The 25,212-nt window shown below is 66.0% G+C and carries 18 protein-coding genes and 1 pseudogene; 12 read left to right on the top strand and 7 right to left on the bottom strand.

Going from position 1 to position 25,212, the window contains the following annotated elements; all coding sequences use genetic code 11:
- The first annotated feature begins 56 nt into the window (after positions 1–56).
- The 12 genes and pseudogenes from WS70_RS21605 to ahpF all read left to right on the top strand — a co-directional run bounded on the left by WS70_RS21605 (position 57) and on the right by ahpF (position 14,270).
- Positions 57–1,679: an AMP-binding protein gene (locus WS70_RS21605; protein WP_059598066.1), complete on the top strand. Its 1,623-nt coding sequence runs from the start codon at positions 57–59 to the stop codon at positions 1,677–1,679.
- A complete protein-coding gene (locus WS70_RS21600) occupies positions 1,676–2,437 on the top strand; it encodes a thioesterase II family protein (protein WP_059471356.1) in 762 nt (253 codons plus the stop codon). Before WS70_RS21605 ends, WS70_RS21600 begins: the two co-directional genes overlap by 4 nt.
- 34 nt (positions 2,438–2,471) lie before the next feature.
- Positions 2,472–3,518, top strand: a complete 1,047-nt coding sequence (locus WS70_RS21595) for a PLP-dependent cysteine synthase family protein (RefSeq protein WP_059471357.1) — start codon at positions 2,472–2,474, stop codon at positions 3,516–3,518.
- A gap of 4 nt (positions 3,519–3,522) precedes the next feature.
- Positions 3,523–4,092, top strand: a complete 570-nt coding sequence (locus WS70_RS21590) for an allene oxide cyclase barrel-like domain-containing protein (RefSeq protein WP_226382934.1) — start codon at positions 3,523–3,525, stop codon at positions 4,090–4,092.
- A 12-nt stretch (positions 4,093–4,104) separates the two neighbouring features.
- Positions 4,105–6,987, top strand: coding sequence for a type I polyketide synthase (locus WS70_RS21585; RefSeq protein WP_082722394.1), 2,883 nt, complete (start codon positions 4,105–4,107; stop codon positions 6,985–6,987).
- 20 nt (positions 6,988–7,007) lie between these two features.
- The gene (locus WS70_RS21580; RefSeq protein ID WP_059471359.1) at positions 7,008–8,021 is read left to right on the top strand and encodes a Glu/Leu/Phe/Val dehydrogenase dimerization domain-containing protein; all 1,014 of its coding nucleotides are present in this window, start codon (positions 7,008–7,010) and stop codon (positions 8,019–8,021) included.
- Positions 8,022–8,146: 125 nt separating this feature from the next.
- Positions 8,147–8,344 (top strand): annotated as a pseudogene (locus WS70_RS21575) (IS110 family transposase); the annotation flags it as partial.
- Positions 8,345–8,914: 570 nt separating this feature from the next.
- Positions 8,915–10,087, top strand: coding sequence for an ABC transporter substrate-binding protein (locus tag WS70_RS21570; protein ID WP_082722395.1), 1,173 nt, complete (start codon positions 8,915–8,917; stop codon positions 10,085–10,087).
- A gap of 71 nt (positions 10,088–10,158) precedes the next feature.
- The gene (locus WS70_RS21565) at positions 10,159–11,442 is read left to right on the top strand and encodes an FAD-dependent oxidoreductase (protein WP_082716194.1); all 1,284 of its coding nucleotides are present in this window, start codon (positions 10,159–10,161) and stop codon (positions 11,440–11,442) included.
- A 194-nt stretch (positions 11,443–11,636) separates the two neighbouring features.
- On the top strand, positions 11,637–11,867 hold the full coding sequence (locus WS70_RS33905) for a hypothetical protein (RefSeq protein WP_159082939.1): 231 nt from the start codon (positions 11,637–11,639) through the stop codon (positions 11,865–11,867).
- 102 nt (positions 11,868–11,969) lie between these two features.
- Positions 11,970–12,533, top strand: a complete 564-nt coding sequence (gene ahpC / locus WS70_RS21560) for an alkyl hydroperoxide reductase subunit C (RefSeq protein WP_059471360.1) — start codon at positions 11,970–11,972, stop codon at positions 12,531–12,533.
- A 129-nt stretch (positions 12,534–12,662) separates the two neighbouring features.
- Positions 12,663–14,270 carry an alkyl hydroperoxide reductase subunit F gene (ahpF, locus tag WS70_RS21555; protein ID WP_059598067.1) on the top strand — a complete coding sequence of 536 codons (1,608 nt, stop codon included), beginning with the start codon at positions 12,663–12,665 and terminating at the stop codon, positions 14,268–14,270.
- Between the two features lie 215 nt (positions 14,271–14,485).
- On the opposite strand, the gene WS70_RS21550 is transcribed toward ahpF, so the two are convergent.
- The 7 genes from WS70_RS21550 to WS70_RS21520 form a co-directional block, all read right to left on the bottom strand.
- Complete coding sequence (locus tag WS70_RS21550; RefSeq protein ID WP_059471362.1) at positions 14,486–14,857, bottom strand: MAPEG family protein; 372 nt, start codon at positions 14,855–14,857, stop codon at positions 14,486–14,488.
- 348 nt (positions 14,858–15,205) lie between these two features.
- A complete protein-coding gene (locus WS70_RS21545; RefSeq protein ID WP_059471363.1) occupies positions 15,206–17,341 on the bottom strand; it encodes an AprA-related methyltransferase in 2,136 nt (711 codons plus the stop codon).
- Positions 17,342–17,354: 13 nt separating this feature from the next.
- On the bottom strand, positions 17,355–21,176 hold the full coding sequence (locus WS70_RS21540; protein ID WP_059471364.1) for an AMP-binding protein: 3,822 nt from the start codon (positions 21,174–21,176) through the stop codon (positions 17,355–17,357).
- Between the two features lie 129 nt (positions 21,177–21,305).
- Positions 21,306–22,202 carry an MBL fold metallo-hydrolase gene (locus WS70_RS21535; protein ID WP_059598068.1) on the bottom strand — a complete coding sequence of 299 codons (897 nt, stop codon included), beginning with the start codon at positions 22,200–22,202 and terminating at the stop codon, positions 21,306–21,308.
- 5 nt (positions 22,203–22,207) lie between these two features.
- The gene (locus tag WS70_RS21530; RefSeq protein WP_059598069.1) at positions 22,208–23,206 is read right to left on the bottom strand and encodes a ketoacyl-ACP synthase III; all 999 of its coding nucleotides are present in this window, start codon (positions 23,204–23,206) and stop codon (positions 22,208–22,210) included.
- Positions 23,196–24,302 (bottom strand): 3-oxoacyl-ACP synthase III family protein, encoded by a 1,107-nt coding sequence (locus WS70_RS21525; RefSeq protein ID WP_059471367.1) that lies wholly within the window; start codon positions 24,300–24,302, stop codon positions 23,196–23,198. Before WS70_RS21525 ends, WS70_RS21530 begins: the two co-directional genes overlap by 11 nt.
- Entirely contained in the window at positions 24,302–25,186 is an 885-nt protein-coding gene (locus tag WS70_RS21520; RefSeq protein WP_059471368.1) for a beta-ketoacyl-[acyl-carrier-protein] synthase family protein, read from the bottom strand. Before WS70_RS21520 ends, WS70_RS21525 begins: the two co-directional genes overlap by 1 nt.
- Between the last annotated feature and the right edge of the window lie 26 nt (positions 25,187–25,212).

Below are 25,212 nucleotides of genomic sequence, written 5' to 3'. Positions count from 1 at the left end.
CCTGCACTTGCCCGGCCGTCTGCCGTTGCCGCGGGCGACACGGCGAGAGGCGCTTGATGAACGGCCACCCTGCCCTCCTGAACCAGCGGCTGGCGGCCGCCCTGCAAACCGGCGAAGACGCTCCCGCACTGGTTGCCGCCGGCACTGTGATCTCATACCGGCAGTTGATGGCGCAGGTCGCCGCTACCGCGGCACGGCTTCGCACTGCAGAGATCGGCAAAGGCGACCGCGTCGCGTTCCAGTTGCCCAATTGCGCCGACGCCGTCGTGTTGATGCTTGCGGCGCTGATGACGGGAGCCGTCCCCGTTCCCATGCTCCCCGCATACCGGGAGCGGGAACTTCGACACGTACTCAGGGCGACGCGTCCCTGCGTCATTGCGTTGACCAAAGGCAATCGGCGCTTCAGCGCGGCACGCGTCGTGACCGACTTTCTCCGCGACGAGAACCTTGATGTCGCGCTTCGGCTGCTCGACGGTTCGCCGGGCGATGAACATGCGGGCTGGCGCGACCTTGGCCTCTTCTGCTCCGCGCCCGCCGACGCGACAGCGGTCAGCGAATGCGCCGCTGCCGAAATGCTTGCCGAGGATACGGCGATGATGCTGCTATCCAGCGGCACGACGGGCTTGCCGAAAGCCATCGCGAGGCTGAACGGCGGCTACAGCTACATGATCGCGGAAGCCTGTCGGGTATTTGAGCTCAGCCGCCAGTCCGTCTACCTCGCGGTCATGCCGATCTCGCACGGCTTTGTCATCAACTGTCCCGGCATGCTCGGCACCCTGAGCTGCGGCGGAACCGTCGTCCTGGCATCCGATACGTCGGCTCAAACGGCCCTGGAGCTCATCAGCGCACACGGGGTAACTCACACCACGCTCGTTCCGGCATTGCTGACGCAATGGCTCGAGCAAATCGACGACCTGCCCGCCAGGCTCGGCACATTGCAACACGTCCAGGTGGGTGGGTCGCGCCTGTCCCCGAACCTCGCCGCTCGCGCCGAATCGAAATTGGGCATCCGCATTCAGCAGTGCTACGGGATGAGCGAAGGGCTGCTTTGCTTCACCCGCAGTACCGACACCGATGCAGTCCGCTTCCATTCGCAGGGGCGTCCGCTGTCCGAGCAGGACCAGGTGCTGATCGTCGATGAAAGCGGTACGCCAGTGCCCTGCGGCGCATCCGGCGAGCTGATCACCCGCGGTCCGTACACGATCAAGACATATTACAACGACCCGCTAGCCTCTTCGCGCGCCTTTACACCGGACGGGTACTACCGCACCGGCGACCTAGCCCATCTCGATGCCGATGGCAACGTCTATATCGACGGGCGCGTGACCGACTCCATCAACCGCGGCGGCGAGAAATTCAGCCCCGAGGAACTCGAAGAATTGAGCAAGGGGCACGCCCGGCTCAAGGACGCCGCCTGTGTCGGCATGGCCGACCCGCGCTTCGGCGAAGTGGCCTGCCTGTTCGCCGTCGCGCATGAAGGCGAACCGTTGTTGCTGTCGGATATCCGCCAGCATTTGGAGACGGCTGGCGTCGCGTCGTTCAAGCTGCCGGAGAAGCTCGTTCTGGTCGACGAGATACCCCGCAAGGGCATTGGGAAGATCGATCGCGCATTGCTCCGGGCAAGGGTTCGCGACGATGCCGAAAGTGCCGGACAGGCATCAAAGGCGGCACTGCTATGAGACACCTGCAAACCCAAGCCGAAGGAGCCGTGAGATTCAGCCTTGCGGGCGCAGCGCCGGTGCGGCACCAACTGGTGATCTTTCCGCATGCCGGCGGCAGTACGGAATTCTACCGCCCATGGCGCGACCACCTGCCGGCGGATGTCGAGCTGATCGTCCTGCAGTATCCACAACTTGGCGCAGGCACCGCCTCGGCCTGGGACGATCCCGTCGCCGCGGTCCGTCGTTGTACGCGAGGGCTGGCCAATCTTCTGGGCGTCGCGCCCATCACCGTCTTCGGCCACAGCATGGGCGCGCTGCTGGCCCTGCATGTCGCCCAGGCCCTGGCGCCGTTGCGATTTCGAATCGAACAGCTCGTCCTGTCGTCGCAGATGACGCCGGCCGCCCTGCAGACCGAGCTTCGAACGGAGCAGGACATCGATCGCCTCGCGCAACAGGCGCTGGGGCTCGGCGAAGTGGACGGGTTGAGCCGGATCGGGGAAGACGCGCAACGCCTGCTGGTTTCCTTCATTCGCCAGGATCTCGCGCTGTTGCAACGGCTGGCGCCGCTACCCGTCGGCGAATTGCCGGCAACCCGCATATTCGGCGGCGACGAAGACCCGCTGGTCGACCGACCCAAGCTCGCCGAATGGTCTGCATTCCTATCGCAACACCTGACACCAGAGGTATTTCCCGGAGGCCACTTCTATCTTCGTGACCAGGTACCGGCCGTGGTGGACGCCCTCCTGAGGTCCCATCGTTCGGCACTCGCCTCATAAACACTCAACTCAAATGCGCAGTGGGAGACTCATCTTGGATTTTGAACTGTTCAATGCTCAGCCAGCAGCCCCCGCATTCGGAAAAGCGCTGGAGCTGTTCCCTCAACTGAAGGCCTATCGCGATTCGCTGGGCAATACCCCGCTGGTAGAGGTCCCGGGGCCGACGAACGGCGCTCGCGTGTACGCCAAGCTGGAGTCCAAGAATCCGTCCGGCTCCATCAAAGATCGCGTGGCGTTCGGCCTCTTCTGCGACGCGATCAACGCCCACGACTTCAGCAGCGGCCCGCTGAAGCTGCTCGATTCCTCAGGCGGCAACATGGCCAAAGCCCTGGCTCACCTGGGCAACCTGTGCGGACTGCCGGTACACGTGGTGATTCCGGATTCTGCTTCGGACGAGCTGCTGCAATCGCTGAACGACAACAAAGCAATCGTCACGAAGGTGGATCGCAGCCACTTTCTGCTCGGCATCATCGCCCGGAGCCAGCAGATCGCTCGCGAAGAACCGGGCTGGACGCTGCTGTCTCAACACTTGAATCTAGTGAACACGGCGGTGCACCAGCACCACACCGGCACGGAGATTTGCCGCCAGCTCGACGGCCGTCGCGCCGATGCCTGGGTCGCAGCCGTCGGCACCGGCGGCACGCTCGCCGGTGTCTACGCGGCGCTGGCGCAGCAGAATCCCGATGTGCGCGTGGTCGGGTGTACGCCCGACGAAATGCCCTTCGGCACCATGGCGCCGCCAAATGGCAGCGCCCGCTTCGCCGGCGCCGGCGGCTTGGGCTACGGATTTCGCCAGCCGTTCGTTTCGCTGATTCCTTTCGCCGTGCCATTCCAGACGGTCACGCATGCCGAGTCGCTCAAGGCGATGTACCGGTTCCTCGAGGAAACGGGCATCCCGATCGGAGGCTCGGCCGCCGCCAACTGGATCGTCGCGTGCAACGTCGCCGCCGAACTCGGACGCAACGCCACCGTCGTGACCGTATTCGCCGATGCCGGCAGCGACGCCGACCGCGAGCGCGGCCGCCAGCTGATGGAAAGTGACAAGAATCCTATCGGGAACCCCAACTATGCCAATGCGTGAACAAATGCCTGAACTCGACATGATGTCCAGCCTCGTCGCTCTCGCCAATCTGGCAAGAGCGCAACTGGGCCAGCCCGACGGAATCGAAACGGCGCGGCAGGCCGTTGCCGAGCGGATCGGCCATGACCACATGGTCATCATCCCGGCGGTCGAACTGTGCGAAATCAAATTCAAGGCCCAGGCCGACGACCGGCCCAGCGTGGGCGACGTCAACTCGCACAACGACCGTTGGGTCGGCGACGACGGCGATGAACTGGGAACCATCTGCGGCGAAGGCTGGAAGATCTCGCGCCTGGACGACGACGTCGTTTCTTACTATCGGGAAACGGCGGAGACGAAGTTCGGCAGGATCGAGACCGCGGGCATCTGGAATTCGTCCGCGATCTGGCAAGGCCGGTGGCAATCGCTGTTTGCCACCGGCGTCAGCGGCGAAGTGGCCGGCATGTTCGGAGTCCGGCAGTTGTATCAGGAAGTCCCTCGCCTGCGCTATCGGTCCTTTGTGCTGCTGATTCCCATCAACGCCGCCGACGCCGCCCTGCAACAGCGCATTCGTCGCGGATACATGACCGACTGAATCGGGGATTCCATGCACATCCAGCCCTCTGATCGGGACATCGCCGTAATCGGCATGGCTTGCCGGTTCCCAGGCGCAAGCGATCCCGACGAGTATTGGCACAACCTCGTCAACGGCGTCGAATCGGTGATGGAACTCGGCGATGCGCCGAGCGACCGGCAAACCCTCCCATTCGCCGCGCCGCTGACGGGCGACGTGCTGGCATTCGATGCCGCCTTCTTTGGGGTCGGCCATCGGGATGCCGCATTGATGGACCCGCAGCACCGCCTGTTTCTCGAATGTGCGTGGCACGCGCTGGAGCAAAGCGGAATTCTCCCCGGGCGCTTGCCGGATACCGGCCTGTTCGCGGGGGGGAGCAGTTCGGCGTATCTAGCGCACCTGCAGCAATCGGAACTGATGGAGAAATTCCAGCCGTCCGCTTTCGAGCTGCAGATCACCAACGACAAGGACTATCTGGTCAGCCGCACAGCGTGGCATCTGGGCATCGAGGGGCCGGTGCTCGGCGTGCAGGCCGCCTGCGCCACGTCCCTCGTCGCCGTCGCCGAGGCCGTGGAGGCGCTGCGGGCGGGCCGTTGCCGCACCGCGCTGGCCGGCGGATGTACGGTTCGCTTTCCCCAGCGGGTTCCGTACCAGGCCCAGCAGGGCATGGTCTACTCCCGCAATGGCCATTGCATGCCGTTCTCCAGCAACGCGAGCGGCACGGTGTTCGGCAGTGGCGTGGCTGTCGTCGTGCTGAAGCCGCTGCGGTTGGCGCTGGTCGACGGCGATCGCGTGCTGGCGGTGATCAAGGGCTGCGCCGTAAACAACGACGGAGCTCGCAAGGTGGGTTTCACCACCACCAGTGTCGACGGGCAACGCCGGCTGATCAGCCAGGCCATGAAGGATGCCAACCTCGCGCCTTCGGCCATGCGGGCCATGGAAGCTCACGGCACCGGCACGATTGCCGGCGATCCGATCGAGTTCGACGCGCTGAACGAATTGTTCGCGACCGGCGACGTCGCCCCCCGCCATTGTGCGTTGGGCGCCGTCAAAGCCAACGTCGGGCACCTCGAGACGTGCGCCGGGATGGCTGGCCTGATCAAGGCCGTGCTTCAGATTCAGCACGGCTGGATAGCGCCGCAGATTCATATCGACGAGGTCAACCCGTCCATTGCGCTGGATGGCAGCCCGTTCTACTTTCCAACGTACGCCGAGCGTTGGGAGTCGACGGATCCGCGAACCGCGATTGGCGTCAGCGCATTCGGCATCGGGGGAACCAATACGCACGTCTTGCTCGCCCGTCCGCCCCTGGACGCCGACGAGCGGCCTCCGGCTCCGGCTATCTACCCGTCGGCCGTTCCGGTGTCCGGGCAAAGCGAGGCCGCGTGCCATCGACTGATTCAGACCTACCGCTCGGATCTCTCGGCATTGCCTATCGATACGCTGGCGTGGAGCGCCCAAACGACGCGGCGGCCGCTCAGATATCGCGCGACCTTGCTGGCCGGCAAGGACGGAATGCTTCAGGTGGGCGAAGAGGTGCGCGACAGCGGGCGCCGCGCGCCGCATGTCGTGTTCCAGTTCCCCGGTCAAGGCAGCCAGTTCCTCGGCATGGCGACGGGCCTCGCACAGTCCAATGCCCGCTTCGCCACCGTTCTGCGTGAACTAGTCGGCCTGCTTCGCGACAACGCAAACGTCGACGTCTCCTTCCTGCTGCATGGCAGCGGCAGCGCCAGACTCACCGACACCGCGACGGCTCAGCCGGCTCTGGTGGCCGTCCAGATCGCGATGGCGCGTTTTCTCATGCAGCATGGCATCGTGCCCGACGCAGTCGTCGGGCATAGCCTCGGAGAAATCGCGGGAGCGTGCATTGCAGGCGTATTGACTGACGAACATGCGCTCCTGTTCGCTGCCCGCCGAGGCCGGTTGATGTCCGCCCTGCCTCCGGGCTCGATGCTGGCGGTATCCATGAGCGAGGAAGCCTGCCAGGACTGGCTTGCGGAGGATGTGTCACTCGCCGCCGTCAATGGCAAGGAATCGTGCGTGCTCTCTGGCACGGCGGCGGCGATTCAACGCGTGCAGGCATCGTTGTCGAAGCGCGGGATTCGCTGCCGTGCGTTGTCGGTATCCCACGCGTTCCACTCTTCGATGATGGACCCTGCTCTGGCCGAACTGGTACTGGCGGCGCCGGCCCCATCGACGGACGCTGCCGGGATCCGGTTCCATTCGACCTTGCTGGGTTCCGAACTTGCATCAATGGCGCAGCTGGACCGGGACTATTGGGCGCGGCACGCCCGCGAGCCAGTGCGGTTCGTGGACGCGATCCAGTCGATACCGGCCCGGGAAGGAACGGTATTCGTCGAGGTCGGGCCCGGCACCACGCTGACCGCACTGACGATGGCGTTGCGCGGGAAAGACATCGCCGTCCGCACGATGCGCGCCGAACGCGACGAATCCCAAGAGCACGAAATCTGGCACGGGGCGCTGCAAAAACTATGGACGGCAGGCGTGGACCTGGACTGGCGCCCGTCATGGGACAACGCCGGCACGGTCGCGCCCTTGCCTCACTATCCGTTCGACAGGACACGTCATGGCATCGCCGCGGATGCGGATGCGGCCGGAAACCCGCCGCCCGAGGCGCCCGTCCGCCGTCTGGCGTCGCGCGAGTATGAAACGCTCGACGCCGCAGCCGCAGCCCTTTGGGAGAAAGCCACCGGAGTGGCGCCGTCGGACCCGCATCGGCAGTTCAGCGACGATGGCGGCGATTCGCTGTCGGTCATCAAACTGGTCGCACTTGCCGACTCCGAGCTCGGGGTCATGGTGAGCGTGCCGGACTTCATGCGCGCCCCGACACCAACAGGCTTACGCGCCTGCCTGGTGGAAGCGGGTGCCGCCAAAGCTATTCGCACACATCGTTAAGGAAAAAAGTACGCTTGACTATGGCCATCATCAATCATCCCCGCTACGGCAAATACGAAGTCGAAACCATCGTCGTGGACGACCAGAGTTCCTTCACCATCGCATGCTCGCCGCGCCGGCACGCGCTGCCGAGCAACGGCGGAATCCGCTGGCATCGATATGACTCGCTGAGCAAGCAAAAGGACGAGGCAGTCATGCTGGCCCATGCGATGGACCTGAAGCACGGCCTATACCGCACGGGCTTCAGCGGCGGAAAGATCGTCGTCAACAGCAACGCCGCGCCCGACGACGCGCCGCACGTGTTCGACGCAATCGGCGAGACGCTCAACCGGTATGCCGGCTCGATGTACACCGGATGCGACATCAACACCAGCAGTACCCACATGGCCTATCTCCGGAAGTCGACGCAGTGGATTCTGGACGCCATGGACAGCCCCCAGATCAATACCTCGATCGCCACGGGCTACGGAGTCTGGAGTGCGTTGCTGGCCGTGCTGCAGTTCACGCACCGGAGCAGCGACGCGCCGCTGGTGGCAATTCACGGCATGGGCAAGGTGGGCCGGGAGGTGGCCCGGCAATGCCTCGAACGCGACTACGAGGTGGTCGGATTCGACGTTCGGCCAAGTCCGGAGATCCCCACCGGCGTGCGCATGCTGAGCGAGGACGAGTTCTGGTCATGCGCATCCGACGTACTATGCGTCGCCTCCCTCTCCGGGATTCTCGACATGAAGACCGTCGATCGCATTCGCACTCGCTGGGTGGTCAGCAGTTCGAACTCCCCGTTCGAGAGCCCGGAAGCGGAAGCGAAGCTGATCGGCAGGGGCATCGGGTATCTCCCCGATTACGTCAGCAATGCCGGCGCTGTGATCTGCGACAGCGTCGAACGGTCGTTCCCGGATGTCTTCCGCATCATGACGCAAAATCAGGCGAACGAATACACCGGGGTGCTGATCGGCGCCAAGACGGAAGAGTTGCTCAAGCGCTCGCATCTGCTGGGTTGCAACATTCCCACGCTGCTTTCGCACGCCCACTAGTCGGTATGGCTCCCGTGAGAAAGGGGCTGGCCTGCTGCGAGGAATCAAACGCGGGTTAGCATCGCTGCCAGAGCCGCACGGTGTGGACGGGGCCACACCCGGCGATTTCCACCGCGGAGGCCAGCATGGAAGACGGTAGCACGCTGTACGTCGGTCTCGACGTCCATAAGGACTCGATCACCATCGCCTATGCGCTCGGCGCGGGCGAGGTCGAACTACTTGGCAAGATCGGCACGACCAAAACGGATATCGATCGGCTGTGCAAGCGCCTACAGTCAAAGGCGCGATGCATCCGCATTGTCTACGAGGCGGGTCCGTGCGGTTAAGCAAAAGAACATCGCGGTCGTCGCGGTCGCCCGCGAACTCAGCGGCTTCATCCGGGACGTCAGCCGGCTCGCGATGTCGTTCGCCGTCCGGCCCGATGTACGCAGGGCGTAACACGACACCTGAGCAACGCTTGAATCACCCTAACCACTCGAGAAGGCGTTTCCTGAAGGCGGCGTAGCCCGGCACACGAGCAACCCGCGACGCGGCTACGCAACGGATCTGATTCGACTTGCGGCACTAGATAGCGGCAGACTCATTGGGCGGACCTCTGTAATGCGGCAGCCAATCCGCGGATATCAGCGCGATCCACCGTCGAGATTTACTGCTGCGCCGCCCTCAGGAAATTCGAACAACATGCATTTGAAAACCGAAAAAACGATCCCGATTGACAGCGGGAGTCATATCAGCCGCCTCGGCGCCCGCGTCCAGACGATAGGAGCCTGCCTGGTCCGCGTTCGCTGCAAGCGGCACCGAGAGAAAGTGCCGCGTCCGGCGCAGCCCTGCCGTACAGCCGTGCAATCGAGCGGCTGCGCCCGGACGCGGCCCATTCGTCGCGAGATGAAAATTTGACTGACATTTCCCGGCCGCGCCGCGCGCTGCTGCACGGTATGCTCGCCACGGCGTGGCTGGTATCCCTGCCTTCGGCGCGGGCTGTCTCCGCCGAAGCGACGGTGATCAAGGACGTCGCAGGCCGCGCCGTACCGCTGCGTCGCCCGGCGCGCCGCCTGTTGCTGGGTGACGGCGCCTTAGCCTATGTCCTGCCCTTGCTGCGTTCGAACGCGCCTTTCCACGACGTGGTCGGCTGGGGGGAGAACTTCCGCGCCGCCGATCTCGACAGCTATCGCGCGTATCAGCGGCGCTTTCCTGAAATCGGCAACATTCCCACGTTTCCGGGCGCGACGTCGGACGCGCTGAGCGCAGAACGGCTCATCTCGCTGGAGCCCGACGTGGTGCTGCTGAACCTGAGCTCACGCTCGGCCGCCGAATCGTCGGGGCTGGAATCGCATCTGGAGCGAGTCGGCATTCCGGTCATCTACCTGGATTTCCGCACGCCTATGTCTGCCAACGCGACGCGCAGCGTAGAGATCATGGGCGAGTTGCTGGGGTGCCAGGCGCGCGCAAGCAGCTTCCTGGCATTCCGCGACACGCAGACACGGCGTGTGACAGAGACCTTGCAAAAGGTCGCATCGCGGCCGCTGCTCATGCTCGAGCGTGCCGCCGGCCTCTATGACGACTGCTGCCTGAGCTACGGCCATGGCAACTTCGGCATATTGGTCAGAGCCGCGGGCGGCGACAACCTCGGCGACCGATTTCTGCAAGGGGACTTTGGAACACTGCATCCGGAGCAGGTCATCGCATCCGACCCGGACGTCGTGATTGTCACAGGAGCCAACTGGTCGCTGTATTCGCCGGCAGGCGATTGGGTCAATCTCGGGCCGGGCGCCGACCTCGCCGAAGGGCGGGCTCGTCTTCAACGACTGATGGCAAGGCCCGGGTACCGGGCCCTGCGCGCAGTCAGAAGTGGGCGCGTGTATGCGATCTGGCATCCGTTCTACGACAACCCGTATTACTTCATCGCGCTGCAGCGCCTGGCCAAATGGCTGCACCCGGAGCCCTTTGCGGACCTGGATCCCGAAGCCACGTTTCGCGAGCTGCACGAGCGATTTCTGCCGGTTCCCTATCAACCCGGGTACTGGGTCAGCCTGAGCGCGGCGCGGCTCCGGACCGAGCGCGCTTAAGACCCGCTGCGCTGCCGGTCGCATCAACGAATCATCACCATCACGCAAGCTCTAGCTATCAGGAGAATACGATGCATCCCATCAAATCCGGTTCGAATTTCGACGTGCTGGTCGTAGGCGGAGGCATTCTCGGTCTCGCAAGCGCCTACTATGCGACGGCCAAGGGCCTGGATACGCTGATCATCGATCAGTTCGGTGTCCGCAATGACGTCAATAGCTCCAAGGGCATCGAGCGGATGTTCCGCCTGATGCAGGACAACAAGTCGGAAGCGCGTCTGGCCGAAACGTCCCTCGCCCTCTGGATGGAACTCCAGCACGCAACGGGCGCGCAACTGCTTGCGGTGAACGATCTCATTTTCTTTGGACATCGGGATGCGCCGATGACGACCGAAGGCAACATCATGCAGGTCCGGGCGACCATGGACGGCATGGGAATGCCGTATGCGTACCTGGACTCTCCCGATGCGATCCACCGGCGGTTCCCGGTATTCAATCGGGCGGCCCTGCCTGACGATTATGCGGGGCTTGTCCAGGCCGCGAGCGCCTCTATCAATGTCCAGGCGGCCGCGAAGACGTTCTTTCTGGCGGCGAAGCAGACAGGCCACCTGCACGTGCTGGACAAGCATGCCGTGGTCGGCATCGACCATCATCCGGCGGCCGCGGGCCGCGGCTACATGCTGCACACCGAGAGCGACGGCGAGTCGCTCTCGGTCCACGGACAACATCTGATAGCATGTCCGGGCGTATGGACCGACTCGGTGCTGAAGAGCTTCGGCCTGCAGCAAACGCCGCGCTGGAAGATCTGGCAGATGAACTACGCGTACTGGGAACTCAAGAAACGCAGTCCCCAGGTACCGATCTGGTTCGAGTTCGGGAACATCGATGCGAGCGACCATGGCACGTTCTACGGCTTCCCTCCGCTGGATTTCTCGCCGACCATGAGCAACATGGTGAAGATGAGCGCGGACTACACCTACGATGTCTTCGACTCGCCCGCGGCAATCCGGCCTGGCGTGAACGAGCGCCTGCTGGATGAGCTCACCGGTCATCTCGGCCGGCTCATCGATCCCGGTGTCATCGATGCCGGCCGCTACCATCACGCCGGCACATGCCTCTATTCCATGAGTCCGGACGGCAAGCTCGTCATCGGTCGAATCCCGACGGAACCGTCCACCGACGCGTTCTATCCACGCGCTTCAATGTGCGTCATGGAGTCTGGGCGCGCATTCAAATACGCTCCGTTGTTCGGGCGCGTGCTGGTCGAACTGGCAGTCGAAGGTCAATCCCGCTACCAAGCGGACCTCGATGTTTTTTCGCCCGTCCGCGAAGGACTGTTCGACGTGGCGCGTCCTTGACGCGAAAAGCCTGTCTGTACGGTCACTCCCGCGCAGACAGAAGTGACCGTCCGCGCGACTCTTGTTTTGTCGCTCGGGCGGTCGACTGAAGTTGACCCGGTTTCTTGGACACCTATCCTGTGGAACAGGAGGAGCCCGTCATGGGAAAGCACCACAACCCCTACGCGCCGGAATTTCTGGCGCAGATGGTCTAGTTGGTCAAGGCTGGCCGTGCGCCCGAGGAGCTTGCGCGGGAGTTCGAACCCACGGCGCAAACGATCCATAACTGGGTGGCGCAAGCCGATCGCGACGGCGGCAAGCGACATGACGGCCTGACGACGGCCAAGCGTGAGCATGAGATCCTCTCAAAATCCGCGCCGCGTTCCCCGGAATTCCTCGATGAGCCTTTTTTTGCCTGCCCGCCGCCCGGCCGGGCGGCCGGATAGGCATTACCGATTCCGACCATTGAAACAAGCAATTTCACAGAAACGGGCCACATCGCCATACTGGCGCTTCCTGATCACACACCGACCCAAGAGGAAGCGCAAATGCCGATCATCAACAGCCAGATCAAACCGTTCAAGGCCACCGCATACCATAACGGCGACTTCGTGCAAGTCAGCGACGAAACCCTGAAGGGCAAGTGGTCCGTCGTCGTGTTCTATCCGGCCGACTTCACGTTCGTGTGCCCGACCGAGCTCGGCGATCTGGCCGACCGCTACGCCGACTTCCAGAAGCTCGGCGTCGAAATCTACGCGGTGTCGACCGACACGCACTTCACGCACAAGGCATGGCACGACACGTCGGACACGATCTCGAAGATCAAGTATCCGATGATCGGCGATCCGACGCTCGCGATCTCGCGCAACTTCGACGTGCTGATCGAAGAAGAAGGCCTCGCACTGCGCGGCACGTTCGTGATCAACCCGGAAGGCGAGATCAAGCTGTGCGAGATCCACGACAACGGCATCGGCCGCGATGCAGGCGAACTGCTGCGCAAGGTCCAGGCCGCGCAATACATCGCCGCGCATCCGGGCGAAGTGTGCCCCGCCAAGTGGACGCCGGGCGCCGACACGCTCACGCCGTCGCTCGACCTGATCGGCAAGATCTAACTCCGCACGGCGGCATTGCCGCCGTGCGCGCCACGCGGGCCGCGTCCGTCGCGGCCCGCTCACCGCACCGCACCGCATCGTACGAGAGCGGCGAGCGCGGTCCACTCTCGTTACGGAATCCGAATCGCCATGCTCGACACCAATCTCAAGACTCAGTTGAAATCGTACCTCGAACGAATCACCCGCCCGGTCGAGCTCGTCGCGTCACTCGACAACGGCGACAAGTCGCGCGAGCTGCACGCGCTGCTCGACGAGATCGCGTCGCTGTCGCCGCAAGTCACCGTGGTCGAGCGCCGCGACGACGCCGAGCGCAAGCCGTCGTTCTCGGTCGGCGAACGGGGCAAGGCGACCGGCATTCGTTTCGCCGGCATTCCGATGGGCCATGAATTCACGTCGCTCGTGCTCGCACTGCTGCAAGCGGGCGGTCATCCGCTCAAGCTCGACGACGCGGTGATCGAGCAGATCCGCCAGCTCGACGGCGACTACGCATTCGAGACGTACATTTCGCTGACCTGCCAGAACTGCCCGGAAGTCGTACAGGCGCTCAATGTGATGGCGCTCGTCAACCCGCGCATCCGTCACGTGATGATCGACGGCGCGCTGTTCCAGGACGAGGTCGAAGCGCGCCGGATCATGGCCGTGCCGACGCTCTTTCTGAACGGCGAAACCTTCGGCCAGGGCCGCAGCAGCGTGAAGGAAATCCTCGCGAAGCTCGATGCCGGCGCGAGCCGGCGCGCGGCGGAGGCGCTCGCGGCGAAGCCTGTGTTCGACATGCTGATCGTCGGCGGCGGCCCCGCGGGCGCGGCGGCTGCGATCTACGCGGCGCGCAAGGGCATTGCGACGGGCGTCGTCGCCGAGCGCTTCGGCGGGCAGGTGCTCGACACGATGGCCATCGAGAACTTCGTGTCGGTCCAGGAAACCGAGGGGCCGAAGTTCGCGACCGCGCTCGAACAACACGTAAAGCAGTACGAAGTCGACGTGATCGACGTGCAGCGCGCCGACAAGCTCGTCCCCGGCCGTATTCACGAGATCCATCTCGCGAGCGGCGCGGTGCTGAAGGCGAAGGCCATCGTGCTCGCGACCGGCGCGCGCTGGCGCGAAATCGGCGTGCCCGGCGAGCGCGAGTATCGCAATCGCGGTGTCGCGTACTGCCCGCATTGCGACGGCCCGCTCTTCAAGGGCAAGCGCGTCGCGGTGGTCGGCGGCGGCAACTCGGGTGTCGAAGCGGCGATCGATCTCGCCGGCGTCGTCCGCGAGGTGACGCTGATCGAATACGGCACACAGCTGCGCGCGGACGAAGTGCTGCAGCGCAAGCTGCACAGTCTCGCGAACGTGACGGTGATCACGCAGGCACGCACGACCGAACTCACGGGCGACGGCGCGAAGCTGAACGGGCTCGTCTACGAAGACATGCGCGCCGGCGAGACGAAGCGCGTCGAGCTGGAAGGCGTGTTCGTCCAGATCGGCCTCGTGCCGAACACCGAATGGCTGAAGGGAACGCTCGCTCTGTCGAAGCACGGCGAGATCACCGTCGATGCGCGCGGCGCAACGTCGGTGCCGGGCGTGTTCGCAGCCGGCGACGTGACGACCGTGCCGTACAAGCAGATCGTGATCGCCGTCGGTGAAGGCGCGAAGGCTTCGCTCGGCGCGTTCGATTACCTGATCCGCAGCGAAGCGGACGCGGCGCCGGCCCCGGCCACCGAAGCCGCGCAAAGCGACGAGCGGGTCGCTGCCTGATCCGCGCGATACCCGCTCAACTGTCTACCGTTGGCCCTCGTCGAGATGTGGAGAGCATCGCGGCGAGGGCGTTTTTTTAGGTTCGCGACACAAAGAAAGCCGCGGCGGCCGGGCGCGTCGAACGCCCGGCCGCCGCATCGCACAGTGAAAGGTGTGAAGCGCAATGCGCCAGCCGCACGCAACGTCGTGCAACGGGCTTGGAACATGCCGTGCGCTCAGGGCGCGGCGAAGAACAACCAGACCACGCAAGCGAAACCGACGGTCCACACCAGCGAGCGCAGCGTCGCCCAGTTCAGCAGATAAAACACCCCATAGACCACGCGCGAAGCAACGAAGACAATCGCAAGCTGATCGACGCGCTGCACGTTCGCGCCGTTGTGCCACGCAACGACGAGCGCGGCGGTGAACAGCGCGAGCGCCTCCCACGAGTTCTGATGCGCGGCGAACGCCCGCGCGCGCCAGCCTTCGAGCTGCGCGAGATACTGGCGCGGCGCGCGGTTGTCGTAGTGCGCGCCCGACTTCGCGCACATCGTCCAGACGAATGGCATCAGCGCGGCGATTAGCAGGCAAGCTTGCGACACGTTCATGTTTCCCCTCCCCTATCGATTTTTACGAACTGGATCGATCATCTTGATCGATGCGCGGCGGACGCCGTCCGCGCCAGCCGAACTATACGGCATCGGTTGACGCGACAGCGGAATCGGCGAGGGAATGTGGACGGAACCCGTCCGCGCCGATATCGGGGACGACATCCCGGAATCGAGCGCGCGACGTCATAGCCGGAAATTGGTGTCGCGCTGCGTGCATCGGCGGCGGCGAACGCCGCGAGCGCCTTCCGCCCGCAGGCGACGTCCGGACCTCGGCCGCCGCCGTCAAACGAAAGGCGCTCGCGCTAAACGTCCCGCCTCTGCCCCGAAGTTCGCCGGCAGACGGGCTCAGGCATCCGCCGCGTCGAAAGCAACATAATCGGCGATGCTGAAGAACCGGTACTCGTTCAGCAGGTCGGGCCCGGGAAACCCCTCCGGGTGGATGCGCCCGTGAATCGCATCGCGCGGGCTCAAGCCTGCCAGGCACATCGCGAGCATGAACTCGTCGAACGGCGCCATGAACTGCCGCGACACGAAGTGCATCCCCCAATTGAACACGGCCGGCAACTGTTCGGTGCGGGTCCAGCGGCCCGGGTCGGCAATCGCGTCGTCCAGCAGGCTCGCGGCCCACGGGCTGTGCCCCTCGACGACGAGGAAACCATGCTTCGCGTGCGGCTTCCAGCGCGCGACGAAGTCGATCAGATCGGCGGCCGCGACGTAGCCGGGCACGAGTCCTTCGGCGTCGCTGTACGCGACGCGGAACGCACGCTTGATCTCGTCGAGCGGAATCGGCAGCGCCGCATCGTCCGAGACGGTCAGTTGTCCCGGATAGTAACGCTCGACGACACCGCGCAGATGCGTCCGATCGACCTGCCGCAGGTAGCGCTCGAGGATCGCGTCGGCGGCGTCGCCGCGACGCACGTCGAGACGCCGGTTGTGGACCAGGAACATGAACGTGTGCAGCAGATCGCCGAGACGCGCCGCGCGGCGGCTGCCGTCCATCGCCTTCACGGTCAGGCCGCTCGCGGTGACCGCTTCGTCGTAACGATCGGGCTGCGAAATGTCGGCGTCGATCACGCGCACGTGCACGCCCGGCACGCGGCCCAGCTCCGACAGCGTGTCGGCCGCGCGACTGCGCGCCGATTCGTTGTAGTCCGCGCCGATGACGATGAGCGGATAGTCGGCGAGATGCCGGCCGCGCCGCGTCGACTGTATGACGTACTGCGCGAGGCGCCGCAGCGCGCTGCCGTCGCCGCAGCCCATGTCGGAAATGCCGGCCGGCTGTTGATCGAGCGGCGTCTCGTCGAACAGGCGGCGAATGATCTTCGTCGAAATCTCCCTCGACGCCGGACCCGACCCGGCGCCGCTCGACGCGTACACGTTCATCACGCGATCGATGTGTCCGTCGCGATCGACATCGAGCGGATCAGGATCGCCGAACAGCAATTCGTCGAGCAACGCGTAAGTGCGCAGGTACGATGCGGCGAGCCCCGCGTACGGCGCGGCAATCGGCCGATGAATCCGGCCCGCTTCGTTGAGCTGCACGCGCGCGCCCTCGGAATCGACGTCCGCGACGCCCGCGTGGCCCATCAGCGCCCACGCCGCGCTCAGCGCTACGCCATCCGCGTGCGGCCAACCGTCGCCGATCGACACCCAGTCGCGTCGCATATCGAACGCCTCGAAGACGCTTGCCGCGACCTTGCCTTGCTGCTTGCCTTGCTTCTCGAACACCGGCATGTCGAGCGCGACCCACGTCGGGCCGAGCAACAGCCCGTCCATTGCTGTGCGCAACTGCGCATGGACGTGCCGCTCGAGGTCGTTCCGCGGTGCCGGCAGCGGCCATCCGTCGACGCAGATTCGCACGAGCTCCGCATAGAGCGCGCTTTCGTCGTCGTTCACGCGCCGACGCTGACACAGCGCATGCAGGTGCTGCAGCATCGACGTCGCATCGGCCAATCGCGTGAAGAGCGGCCGCTGCGCGTTCACGCACTCGACCACGCACGCGCCGGCGGGCGTCAGCGCATAGTCGGCGCGCTCGTCGCCGCTGCTCAGCGTGACCCAGCCGGCCAGCGCGAGCAGGTTCAGCGCGCCCCACAGCAGCCCGAGATTGCGCGTCGGATCGGCCTTGTGCCCGGCGGCGAACGCGCGCATCGCGCGCGGCTCGCCGGCCTTCAGACCGTCAAACGCGCCCGCGAGCACGAGGCGCGTGAGCGTCGGCACGAGCACGATGCCGTTCGCCCAGTTGCAGCTGCGCGTATAGGCCATCACGCGCTGCGCGTCCTCTTCGCCGATGCGCAGCGTCGCCGCCCGATCATCGCGGCGAGTCTCGATCGGCGCGCCAGTGTCGACGATCTCGACGCGCAACGGCGTGCCTGCCGGTACGCCGAGCAGCTTGCAGCTGTCGTCGGCGTGCGAGCGGAGGTAATTTTCAAGCTGCTCGGTCAGAGTGCCGGCAGAGGTGGCTAGTTCACAAAGCGACTGCATGATCGGATGCGCCTCACAAGGAAGAAGAAGTGTCGGACGAAGCCGCGCCCGCGTGTGCGCGCATGCTTCGGTCCATTCGGGTGGCGAGATGCGCCGCCAATGCGTCGATCGACGAATGATCCCAGACGGCGGATGCGTCGATGGTCGTGCGGAATGCGTCGCTGAACGCCATCGTCAGCTCGACCGCGAGGATCGAATCGAGCCCGATGTCGACGAAAGTCGTCTCGGCCGTCAGCGCGATCCGGCGATTCCGCAGACGCTCGCCCAGCCACGTCAGCAGCCATTGCTCGAACTCCCGCTTCAGTTCGGGATCGGCCGGAGCGACCGGCGCAGGCGTCGGCGCGTCGTCCGCCGTCGGCGGCGGTTCGTCGTCGGCGAGCGCGACGCCGGCATCGGACGGCTCCGGGCGCGCGTCATGCTCGGCGCGCAGCAGCGGATCGAGCCGCTGCGTCGCGCCCGGCGCCGTCTGCTCGATCGGTCCGATCTCGCGCTCGACGTGCAGCGCCCACTCGGCGATCTGCGCGGCGCTCGACAGCACGCGCCGCCGGCCAACCTGACGCTGCGCCGCTTCAACGGCGAGTTCGTATTGGCTCTGCGCCCATTCGAGCGTCGCGCCGTCGACGCCGCGTCGCTTCGCGGCCTGCTCGACGGCCGCCAGCAGCAGCGCCCACTGCGCGACGGCGCCGAGCCAGTAGTTGACCCAGTTCGTCGCATGCGCGGCGCCGCCGAGTTGCCCGGCGTTCGCAAGCCCGTCGTCGAGCAGCCGTTCGCCGAGCTCGCGCAGTTCCGCGGCGAGCGCGCCGGCGCCCGTCCGCGCGCCCAGATAGCCGAGCAGATCGTCGCTGCCGTTCAGCAGCCGGCTGCCCAGATGCGCGAGCAGTGTCTCGGTCGGCCCTTCGAAGATGCGCGGCAGGCGCGCATCGCGGAAGATCTGCGGCGCGAGATTGGATTCGATGTAGCCGCGGCCGCCCAGCATCTGCATCAGTTCGTCGGACGACTGCGACAAGAATTCGGAGCCGAGGATCTTCGCGATCAGCAAGCCGTCTTCGGGCGCGTCGCGCCCCGCGTCGAAATCGGCCGCCAGGTGCTCGATCAGCGCGTTCAAGCCGTCGATGCGATGCCGCAGGTCGCCGAGGCGCTGGCGGCTCAGCGGGTTGTCGAGCAACAGCCCCGTGCCGATCCGGCGCCGCGCGCCGTAGCGATGCATCAGTTGCGCGCAACGCTTCATCCCGCCGACGCAGACCGCACCGATGCCGAGGCGCGCGAAATTCATCGTCTGCTGCGCAACCGCCATTCCCTGCCCGATCGCGCCGAGCCGGCACGCGTCGCTCACGCGTGCGCGATCGAGATGCAGCGTGTTCTGGATCATTCCGCGCACGCCCATCGTCAGGTCTTCCGCGCCGATCCGCAGGCCGGGCGTGCCTTGTCTGACGGCGAGCCCGATCATCCCCGCGCCGTCGGCCTGCTTCGCGAACACGTTGATCACGCCCGCCCACGCGGACGATCCGCTCCAGCTCTTCTGGCCGCTGACGAGCCAATGATCGCCGTCGATGCGCTGCGCGGTCGAGCCGATCGCGCGCACGTTGGAGCCCGCGGCCGGCTCGGTGAGCGCGAACGCGGCAAGTGTTCGCCCTGTCGCGAGCAGCGGCAGCAGTTCGTCGCGCAGTGCCGGCTGCGCATGCAGCATGATCGGGCGGATGCCGAGCGTATTGTTCAGGCCGACGAAGAATGCGAGCGTCGAATCGATCGTCGCGAGCTGCGACACCACCTCCAGCATCTCGCGATGCGCGAAGCCGAGGCCGCCGTATGCGCGGTCGATCTGCATGCCGAGCAGCCCTTCGTTGCCGAAATCGAGCACGATGTGCGGCGGAATCGTGCGGCGCTCGTCGATGGTCCGCGAATCGATCCGCGTGCGCGCGTAGTGACGCAGCCAGTCCTTGAGCTGCTCGACCTTCGATGCGTTCGGCGAAGCGTTGCAGCCCGCGTCGGCCGCATCGATCTTCACGCTCGGCGCGGCGGACGACACGGTTGACGCGATCGACGCGACAGCGCCCTGCGTCGCGTAGGACATGCGATCGTCGGCGTCCCAGCGCGCGAGTATCGTCAGCTCGCCGTCGCGCATCCGGTTGCGGCATTCACTGCGCCGCACCTTGCCGCTCGACGTCTTCGGCACGCTGCCGGGCGACACCAGCAGCACCGAGCCGGGACTGATGTCGTGGCGATGCCAGATCACCTCGCGAATGCCCTTGAGCAGCGCGTCGAGATCGCCCTTGCGCTGCGTGCGCTCGATTTCGGCGACGACGACGAGCCGCTCCTCGTCGTCCGCCTCGACCGTGAACGCCGCGCAGCCGTTCGGCACCAGCTCGGGCCGACTGCCGATGACCGCATACTCGACGTCTTCCGAGTAGTAGTTGCGCCCCGCGATGATGATCATGTCCTTCAGGCGGCCAGTGATGTACAGATCGCCGCGATGATGGAAGCCGAGATCGCCCGTGCCCGCGAATTCCTGCCCCGTTTCGCCGCCGATGCCGCGCTGGAACGTCGCGATCGTCTGTTCGTACTGCTGCCAGTATCCGGGCGCGACGCTTTGGCCGGCGACGCAGATTTCGCCGATCACGTCGTCCGCGCAGCGCTCGTTCGTGTTCAGATCGCGCACGACGACCCGCTGCTCGCCGATCGGCACGCCGACGCTGACGAGCACGCGCTCGCCGTCGCGCTCCTGCATCTGCGGCGACAGACCTTCGAGCTCGCGCTTGATCACGACCTTCTGACGCTGGAGCGCCGCCTGGTCGACGCACACCGTGCGCAGCGGCCGCGGCGCGCTGCGCCCGGCGACCAGCAGCGTGCATTCGGCAAGGCCGTAGCAAGGCTTGAAGCGTTCGGGATCGAAGCCCGTCGACGCGAAGCGCTGCGCGAACTCAGCGAGCGTGCCGTAGCGGACCGACTCCGCACCGCTGTACGCGGTCCTCAGACAGCTCAGGTCGAGCGTCGCGAGTTGCTCGTCGGGCACGCGGCGGCTGCACATCCGGTACGCGAAGTCGGGCGCGCCCGTCACGTCCGCGCGATAGTCACTGATTGCGCGCAGCCACAGGAACGGATGCTGGATGAAGCGCTCCGGCGCCATCAGCACGCAGCGGAAGCCGCCGAACAGAGACGTCAGAATGCCGCCGATCAGCCCCATGTCGTGATAGGGCGGCAGCCAGCTGACCATCGTGCTCTCTTCGTGATACCCCATCCATTCGCCGATCAGCGCGAGGTTGTGCATCAGGTTGCCGTGCGTGACCATCACGCCCTTCGGCCTGCCGGTCGTGCCCGATGTGTACTGCAGGAACGCGACGTGCGACGGCGCGACGTCCGCGGGCTCGAGTGACGCGTCGAGCGGCTTCGCGGCGTCCAGGTCGAGCAGCGCGACGTGCGACGCCGCGGTGTCTTCCAGCAGCTTCGTGCAGCGCGCGAAATCGTCGCCCGTGCACAGGATCGCCTTCGCGCCAGCACTCTCGACGATGCCGACGATGCGGGCCGCGTGCTGCCGGTTGCGCGGCGGATACACGGGCACGGCGACCGCACCCGCGTACAGGCAGCCGAGAAAGCCAGCGATGTAATCGAGGCCGGGCCGGCAAAGCAGCAGCACGCGCTCGCCGATGCCGACCGAATGCCGCTGAAGCAGCAGCGCGACGCGGCGCGCCGTCCGGTCGAGGTCCGCGAACGTGATCGACTGCTGCTGCTCGTCGTCGGGCTGACCGCTCAAGAACAGATAGGCGTCTTTCTCGCCTTTCGTCGCCGCACGGAAACGCAGCAATTCGTTGATCGTCTTCGGCAGATTGGTGGTTGTCATGACGTCATCCGACAGGAAATGAAATCCACGGTCGTGGTGGTTGCGTTCGGCGGCCGGCGCCGAAGATCCGAGGCGAGCCGGCCGGTGAGGCAATCGACGCGGGCGTCGCCCGCGTCGGCGTTCGCGCGCCTATGCGGCGCGCTGGAACAGGTCGATCATTCGTTCCATGCTCTTCAGATGCAGCGTGCGCGGCACCACTTTCGCGCTGCGCGCCGCATAGCGCTCGGTCCATTGCTGCGCGAGCGCGCGCGTCGCGGCCGCATCGCCGCGCGCCGCGCACGCTTCGTCGTCGCGCGCCGCGAGGCCGGCTCGCGCGTGCCGGACCGCGTGCCGCGCGACGTCGCCGCCGACGATCCCGTGATGGCCCAGCGCGATCCGCGCTGCCTGCTGCCGCTCGATGACGGCGAGCGACTGCCGGTACGCGGACAGATCCTGGAACACGAGGGGCAGCCACTGCGTCGGCCCGTGGTATTCGCCGAGCGCGTCCGACACGAACAGCAGGTCGAGCTGCGGGCAGTGATAGCCGAACAGGCAGACGCTGTGGCCCGGCAGCGCGATCGCGCGCATCCGCATCCCTTCGCCGATGTCGAGCGCCGTGCCCGGATTGACCGGGTACAGCGGGACTTCGGACAGGTCCGCGAGATCGGCTTCGGCGACCGGCTCCCACGCAACGGACGCCTGAGCATCGAGCTTTCTGATCGTCCTGCACGCGGACGGGCTCTGCAGCGCGTCAGCGGTGCCGGGCGAGCCGACCACGTGCAGCCACGGCATCCGCGCCTTCAATGTCCCGAGCAGGCTGCAATGGTCATAGTGCGAATGCGTGATCAGCCAGTAGCGCAGATGCCGGATGCCGCCGTAGTCCTTCAGCAGATCGTGAAGCTGTCGCCACACCAGTTCGGTCATGCCGCTCAACCCGCCTTCGATCAGCGTCGCGGCTTCGTCGTTGACGACCACGTACAGCGGCACTTCCGCGCTTCCGACGATGGCGAGCTGCGAGTCGATCCAGCCAGGGGTGCAGTGCTGCATGTCGTTCAGCTCCGATAGAGCGCGCACGCCCAGGTAGCGCCCGCGCCGTAGGTCACCAGCAGGTTCAGTTGCCCGGCTCGCATGCGCCCTTGCTCGTGCGCGAGCGCGAGCGCGACCGGAAACGCGGCGCTCGCCATGTTGCCGAGGTGCTCGACGGAGATCATGCAGCGCTCGCGCGGCAGGCCGAGTTGCTCGATCACCGCGTCGATGATCCGCAGGTTCGGCTGGTGCGGCACGACGAGCCCGATGTCGCCGAGCGTCAGCTTGTGCTTGTCCAGCATCTGACGGCATGCGTCGACGATGCGGCGCGTCGCGTCCTCGAACATGTCCGCGCCGCGCATCCGGAAGTAGTGGCGGCCCGCCGCGATGTCGTCGGCATCGATGAAGTTCGGCCGCTTCGCGCCGGGCGCCTCCGTCTGCAGCAGATCGAACTGCGTGCCGTCCGCGCCGAGCGACAGGTCGACGAGGCCGCGCGTCGCGTCGGCCTGCCCTTGCAGCACCATCGCGGCGGCGCCGTCGCTCAGCAGGATCGACAGGTTGCGGCCCGCGTTGCTCGTGTCGATCCGCCGCGACAGCGCTTCCGCGCAGATCAGCAGCACGTTGCGATACAGGCCGCTCGCGAGGAAATGCCGCGCGATTTCGATCCCGTACAGCCCGCCGCTGCATTGCGCCCGGATGTCGAAGCACGGAACCTCGCGCAGCCCGAGCCGCGGCTGGATGTAGCACGCCTGCGACGGATCGTGATGATCCGGCGACAGCGTGTTGACGATCAGCAGGTCGATGTCGGCCGGCGTCACGCCGGCGTCGGCCATCGCCCGCCCGGCGGCCGGGCACGCGAGGTCCGCCAGTTGCTGGCCGGGCGCGAGGTAGCGGCGATGCAGCACGCCGGTGCGGGTGCGGATGAATTCGTCGCTCGTGTCGATGACGCTCGCGATCTCGTCGTTGTCCACGATCCGCTCCGGCAGCGCATACCCGAGCCCGGCGATGACGAGGTTACGCGGCATGATCGGCCTCCGCGGCATCGACGGTCGAATCCGCGTCGGTCACGACCGTTTCGCCCCAGCGCCATAGCTGCGCGCCGAAGCCCCAGCCGGCGCCCGCGCCCGCGATCACCACCTGCGAGCCCGGCTTGACGACGCCGCTGCGGATCGATTCGTAAAGCGCGAGCGGCACCGCGGCCGACACGAGGCACGCGCAGTCGGCAAGACGAATCACGTATTGGTCCGGCGCGAGACCGAGGCGCTGCGCCCACGCGCGAACGAGGATCTCCGACGGCTGATGGAACACCATCGCGTCGATGTCGTCCGTGTTCAGGCCGCTCTTGCGCAGCAGCCGGTCGACGATGTCGGGAATCGCCTCGGGCATGAAGCGCGCGATCTGCTCCTGCGCCTCCGGCTTCAGCGTGAAATACGCGCCGAAGCGCTCGGCCTGACGCTCCGCTTCGTCGCGGTTCGCCGCGGGCTTCGGGTAGCGCCATTGCATCGTCGCGAGATCGTAGTGCGTCGCGTCGCTGCGATAGACCGCGTTCAGCCAGTCGGCGCCTTGCGGATCGTGCGCGTCGGCGACGAGCACCGCGGCCGCCGCGCCGTCGCCGAACGTCGTCGACGACTTGCTCGCATAGTCGACGACCGACGACATCCGCTCCGACGAGCACACGAGCGCCCGCTTGACGCGCCCTTGCTTGATCAGGTTCGTCGCGAGCTGCAGTTGCAGCACGAAGCTCGCGCATTCCATTTCGACGTCGGCGTCGAGCGCGCGGTGCGCACCGAGCCGATCGCGCAGCGTGCGCGCGAGCCGCGGCGCGAAGCGCCTTGCGCCGCCTTCGGCGGTGACGAACGGCGACGTGATGTTGAACAGCACGAGATCGAGATCGGCCGCCTCGACGTCTGCGCGCGCGAGCGCCTGGCGCGCCGTGTGCTCCGCCATCGCCAGCTCGGATTCGCCCGCGCGCGGATCGATCACGTAGCGCGATTTGATTCCCCAGAAGTGCCACCACTCGGAAGGGATCGGCTCGACTTCGTCGAAAGCCGGATCGTCGTTGCGCAGCAACCGCGACGGCAGATTGCACGCCAAACTGGCCATACGAACGTTGTAGGACATCAGATCTCCATTGCGATGCATGCGATGCGCGGCTTGAACACGTCGAGCGTCAGCGCGGCGACGATCTGCGCGTCGCCGCGCGCGCCCGTGGCGCCGCTCGCGCGGGTCGCGAGCCAGGCGGGAAGCTGGAATGCGACGGGGATGTCAGCTGCGCCGTCGATCACGTCGACGCGCGATTCGCTCGCGAAGCCGGCGTCGTCCGACAGCCAGCCGCGCAGCCACGACTCACGAAACAGTTCGGACACGTGCGCATCGACTTTGCCGCGCACGTCGCCGACGACCGCGCGCACGGCCGCGTCGGCGTTGCCCGGCTGCGTGCGAAAGCGGCCGGCCGCGGGATCGAAGCCGCTGTCGAAGCGCGCGACGACGCCGGTCTCGTGCGCGTGGCGCGCGGGCACGGCGTCGAGCGTCGCGAGGCTCGTCGCGTCGAGATCCGCGTAGCTCGCGTGATAGCGATCGTCGCGTCCGGACGTCAGCACGATTGCGCCCGCGCCGTCGGTGAAGCCGCTCGACTCGGCGCCGTCGACGTCGGCCAGCGCCTCTGCCTTCACGACGAGCGCGCGTCGGTAGCCGAGCTGACGGCAATGGCTCTGCACGAAATCGAGCGCGAGCGTCCAGTCCGCGTCGAGCAGATCGAACACGGCCGCGTTGGCCGCGCGCAGATCGCGCTGCACCGGATGCGCGAGGCGCGGCCCCGCGATGGGCGCCGCGTCCGCCATCCGGTTCGGAGAAACCGACAAACTGACGATGAGATCGAGCTCCGACGGCAGGCAGCGCGCTTTCGAGAGCGCCTGCCTCGCCGCCTTGACCGCATAGTCGTTCGCAAACGGAAGCGCGTGCTTCGCGCCGTCCGATACCGCAATACCCGCTCCTAGTATTTTCATGTCGCTTCGATCTTGTGTGGGTTTGG

Source organism: Burkholderia mayonis (assembly GCF_001523745.2).
Taxonomy (GTDB): Bacteria; Pseudomonadota; Gammaproteobacteria; order Burkholderiales; family Burkholderiaceae; genus Burkholderia; species Burkholderia mayonis.
This window is presented reverse-complemented; position numbering and strand designations above follow the sequence as displayed.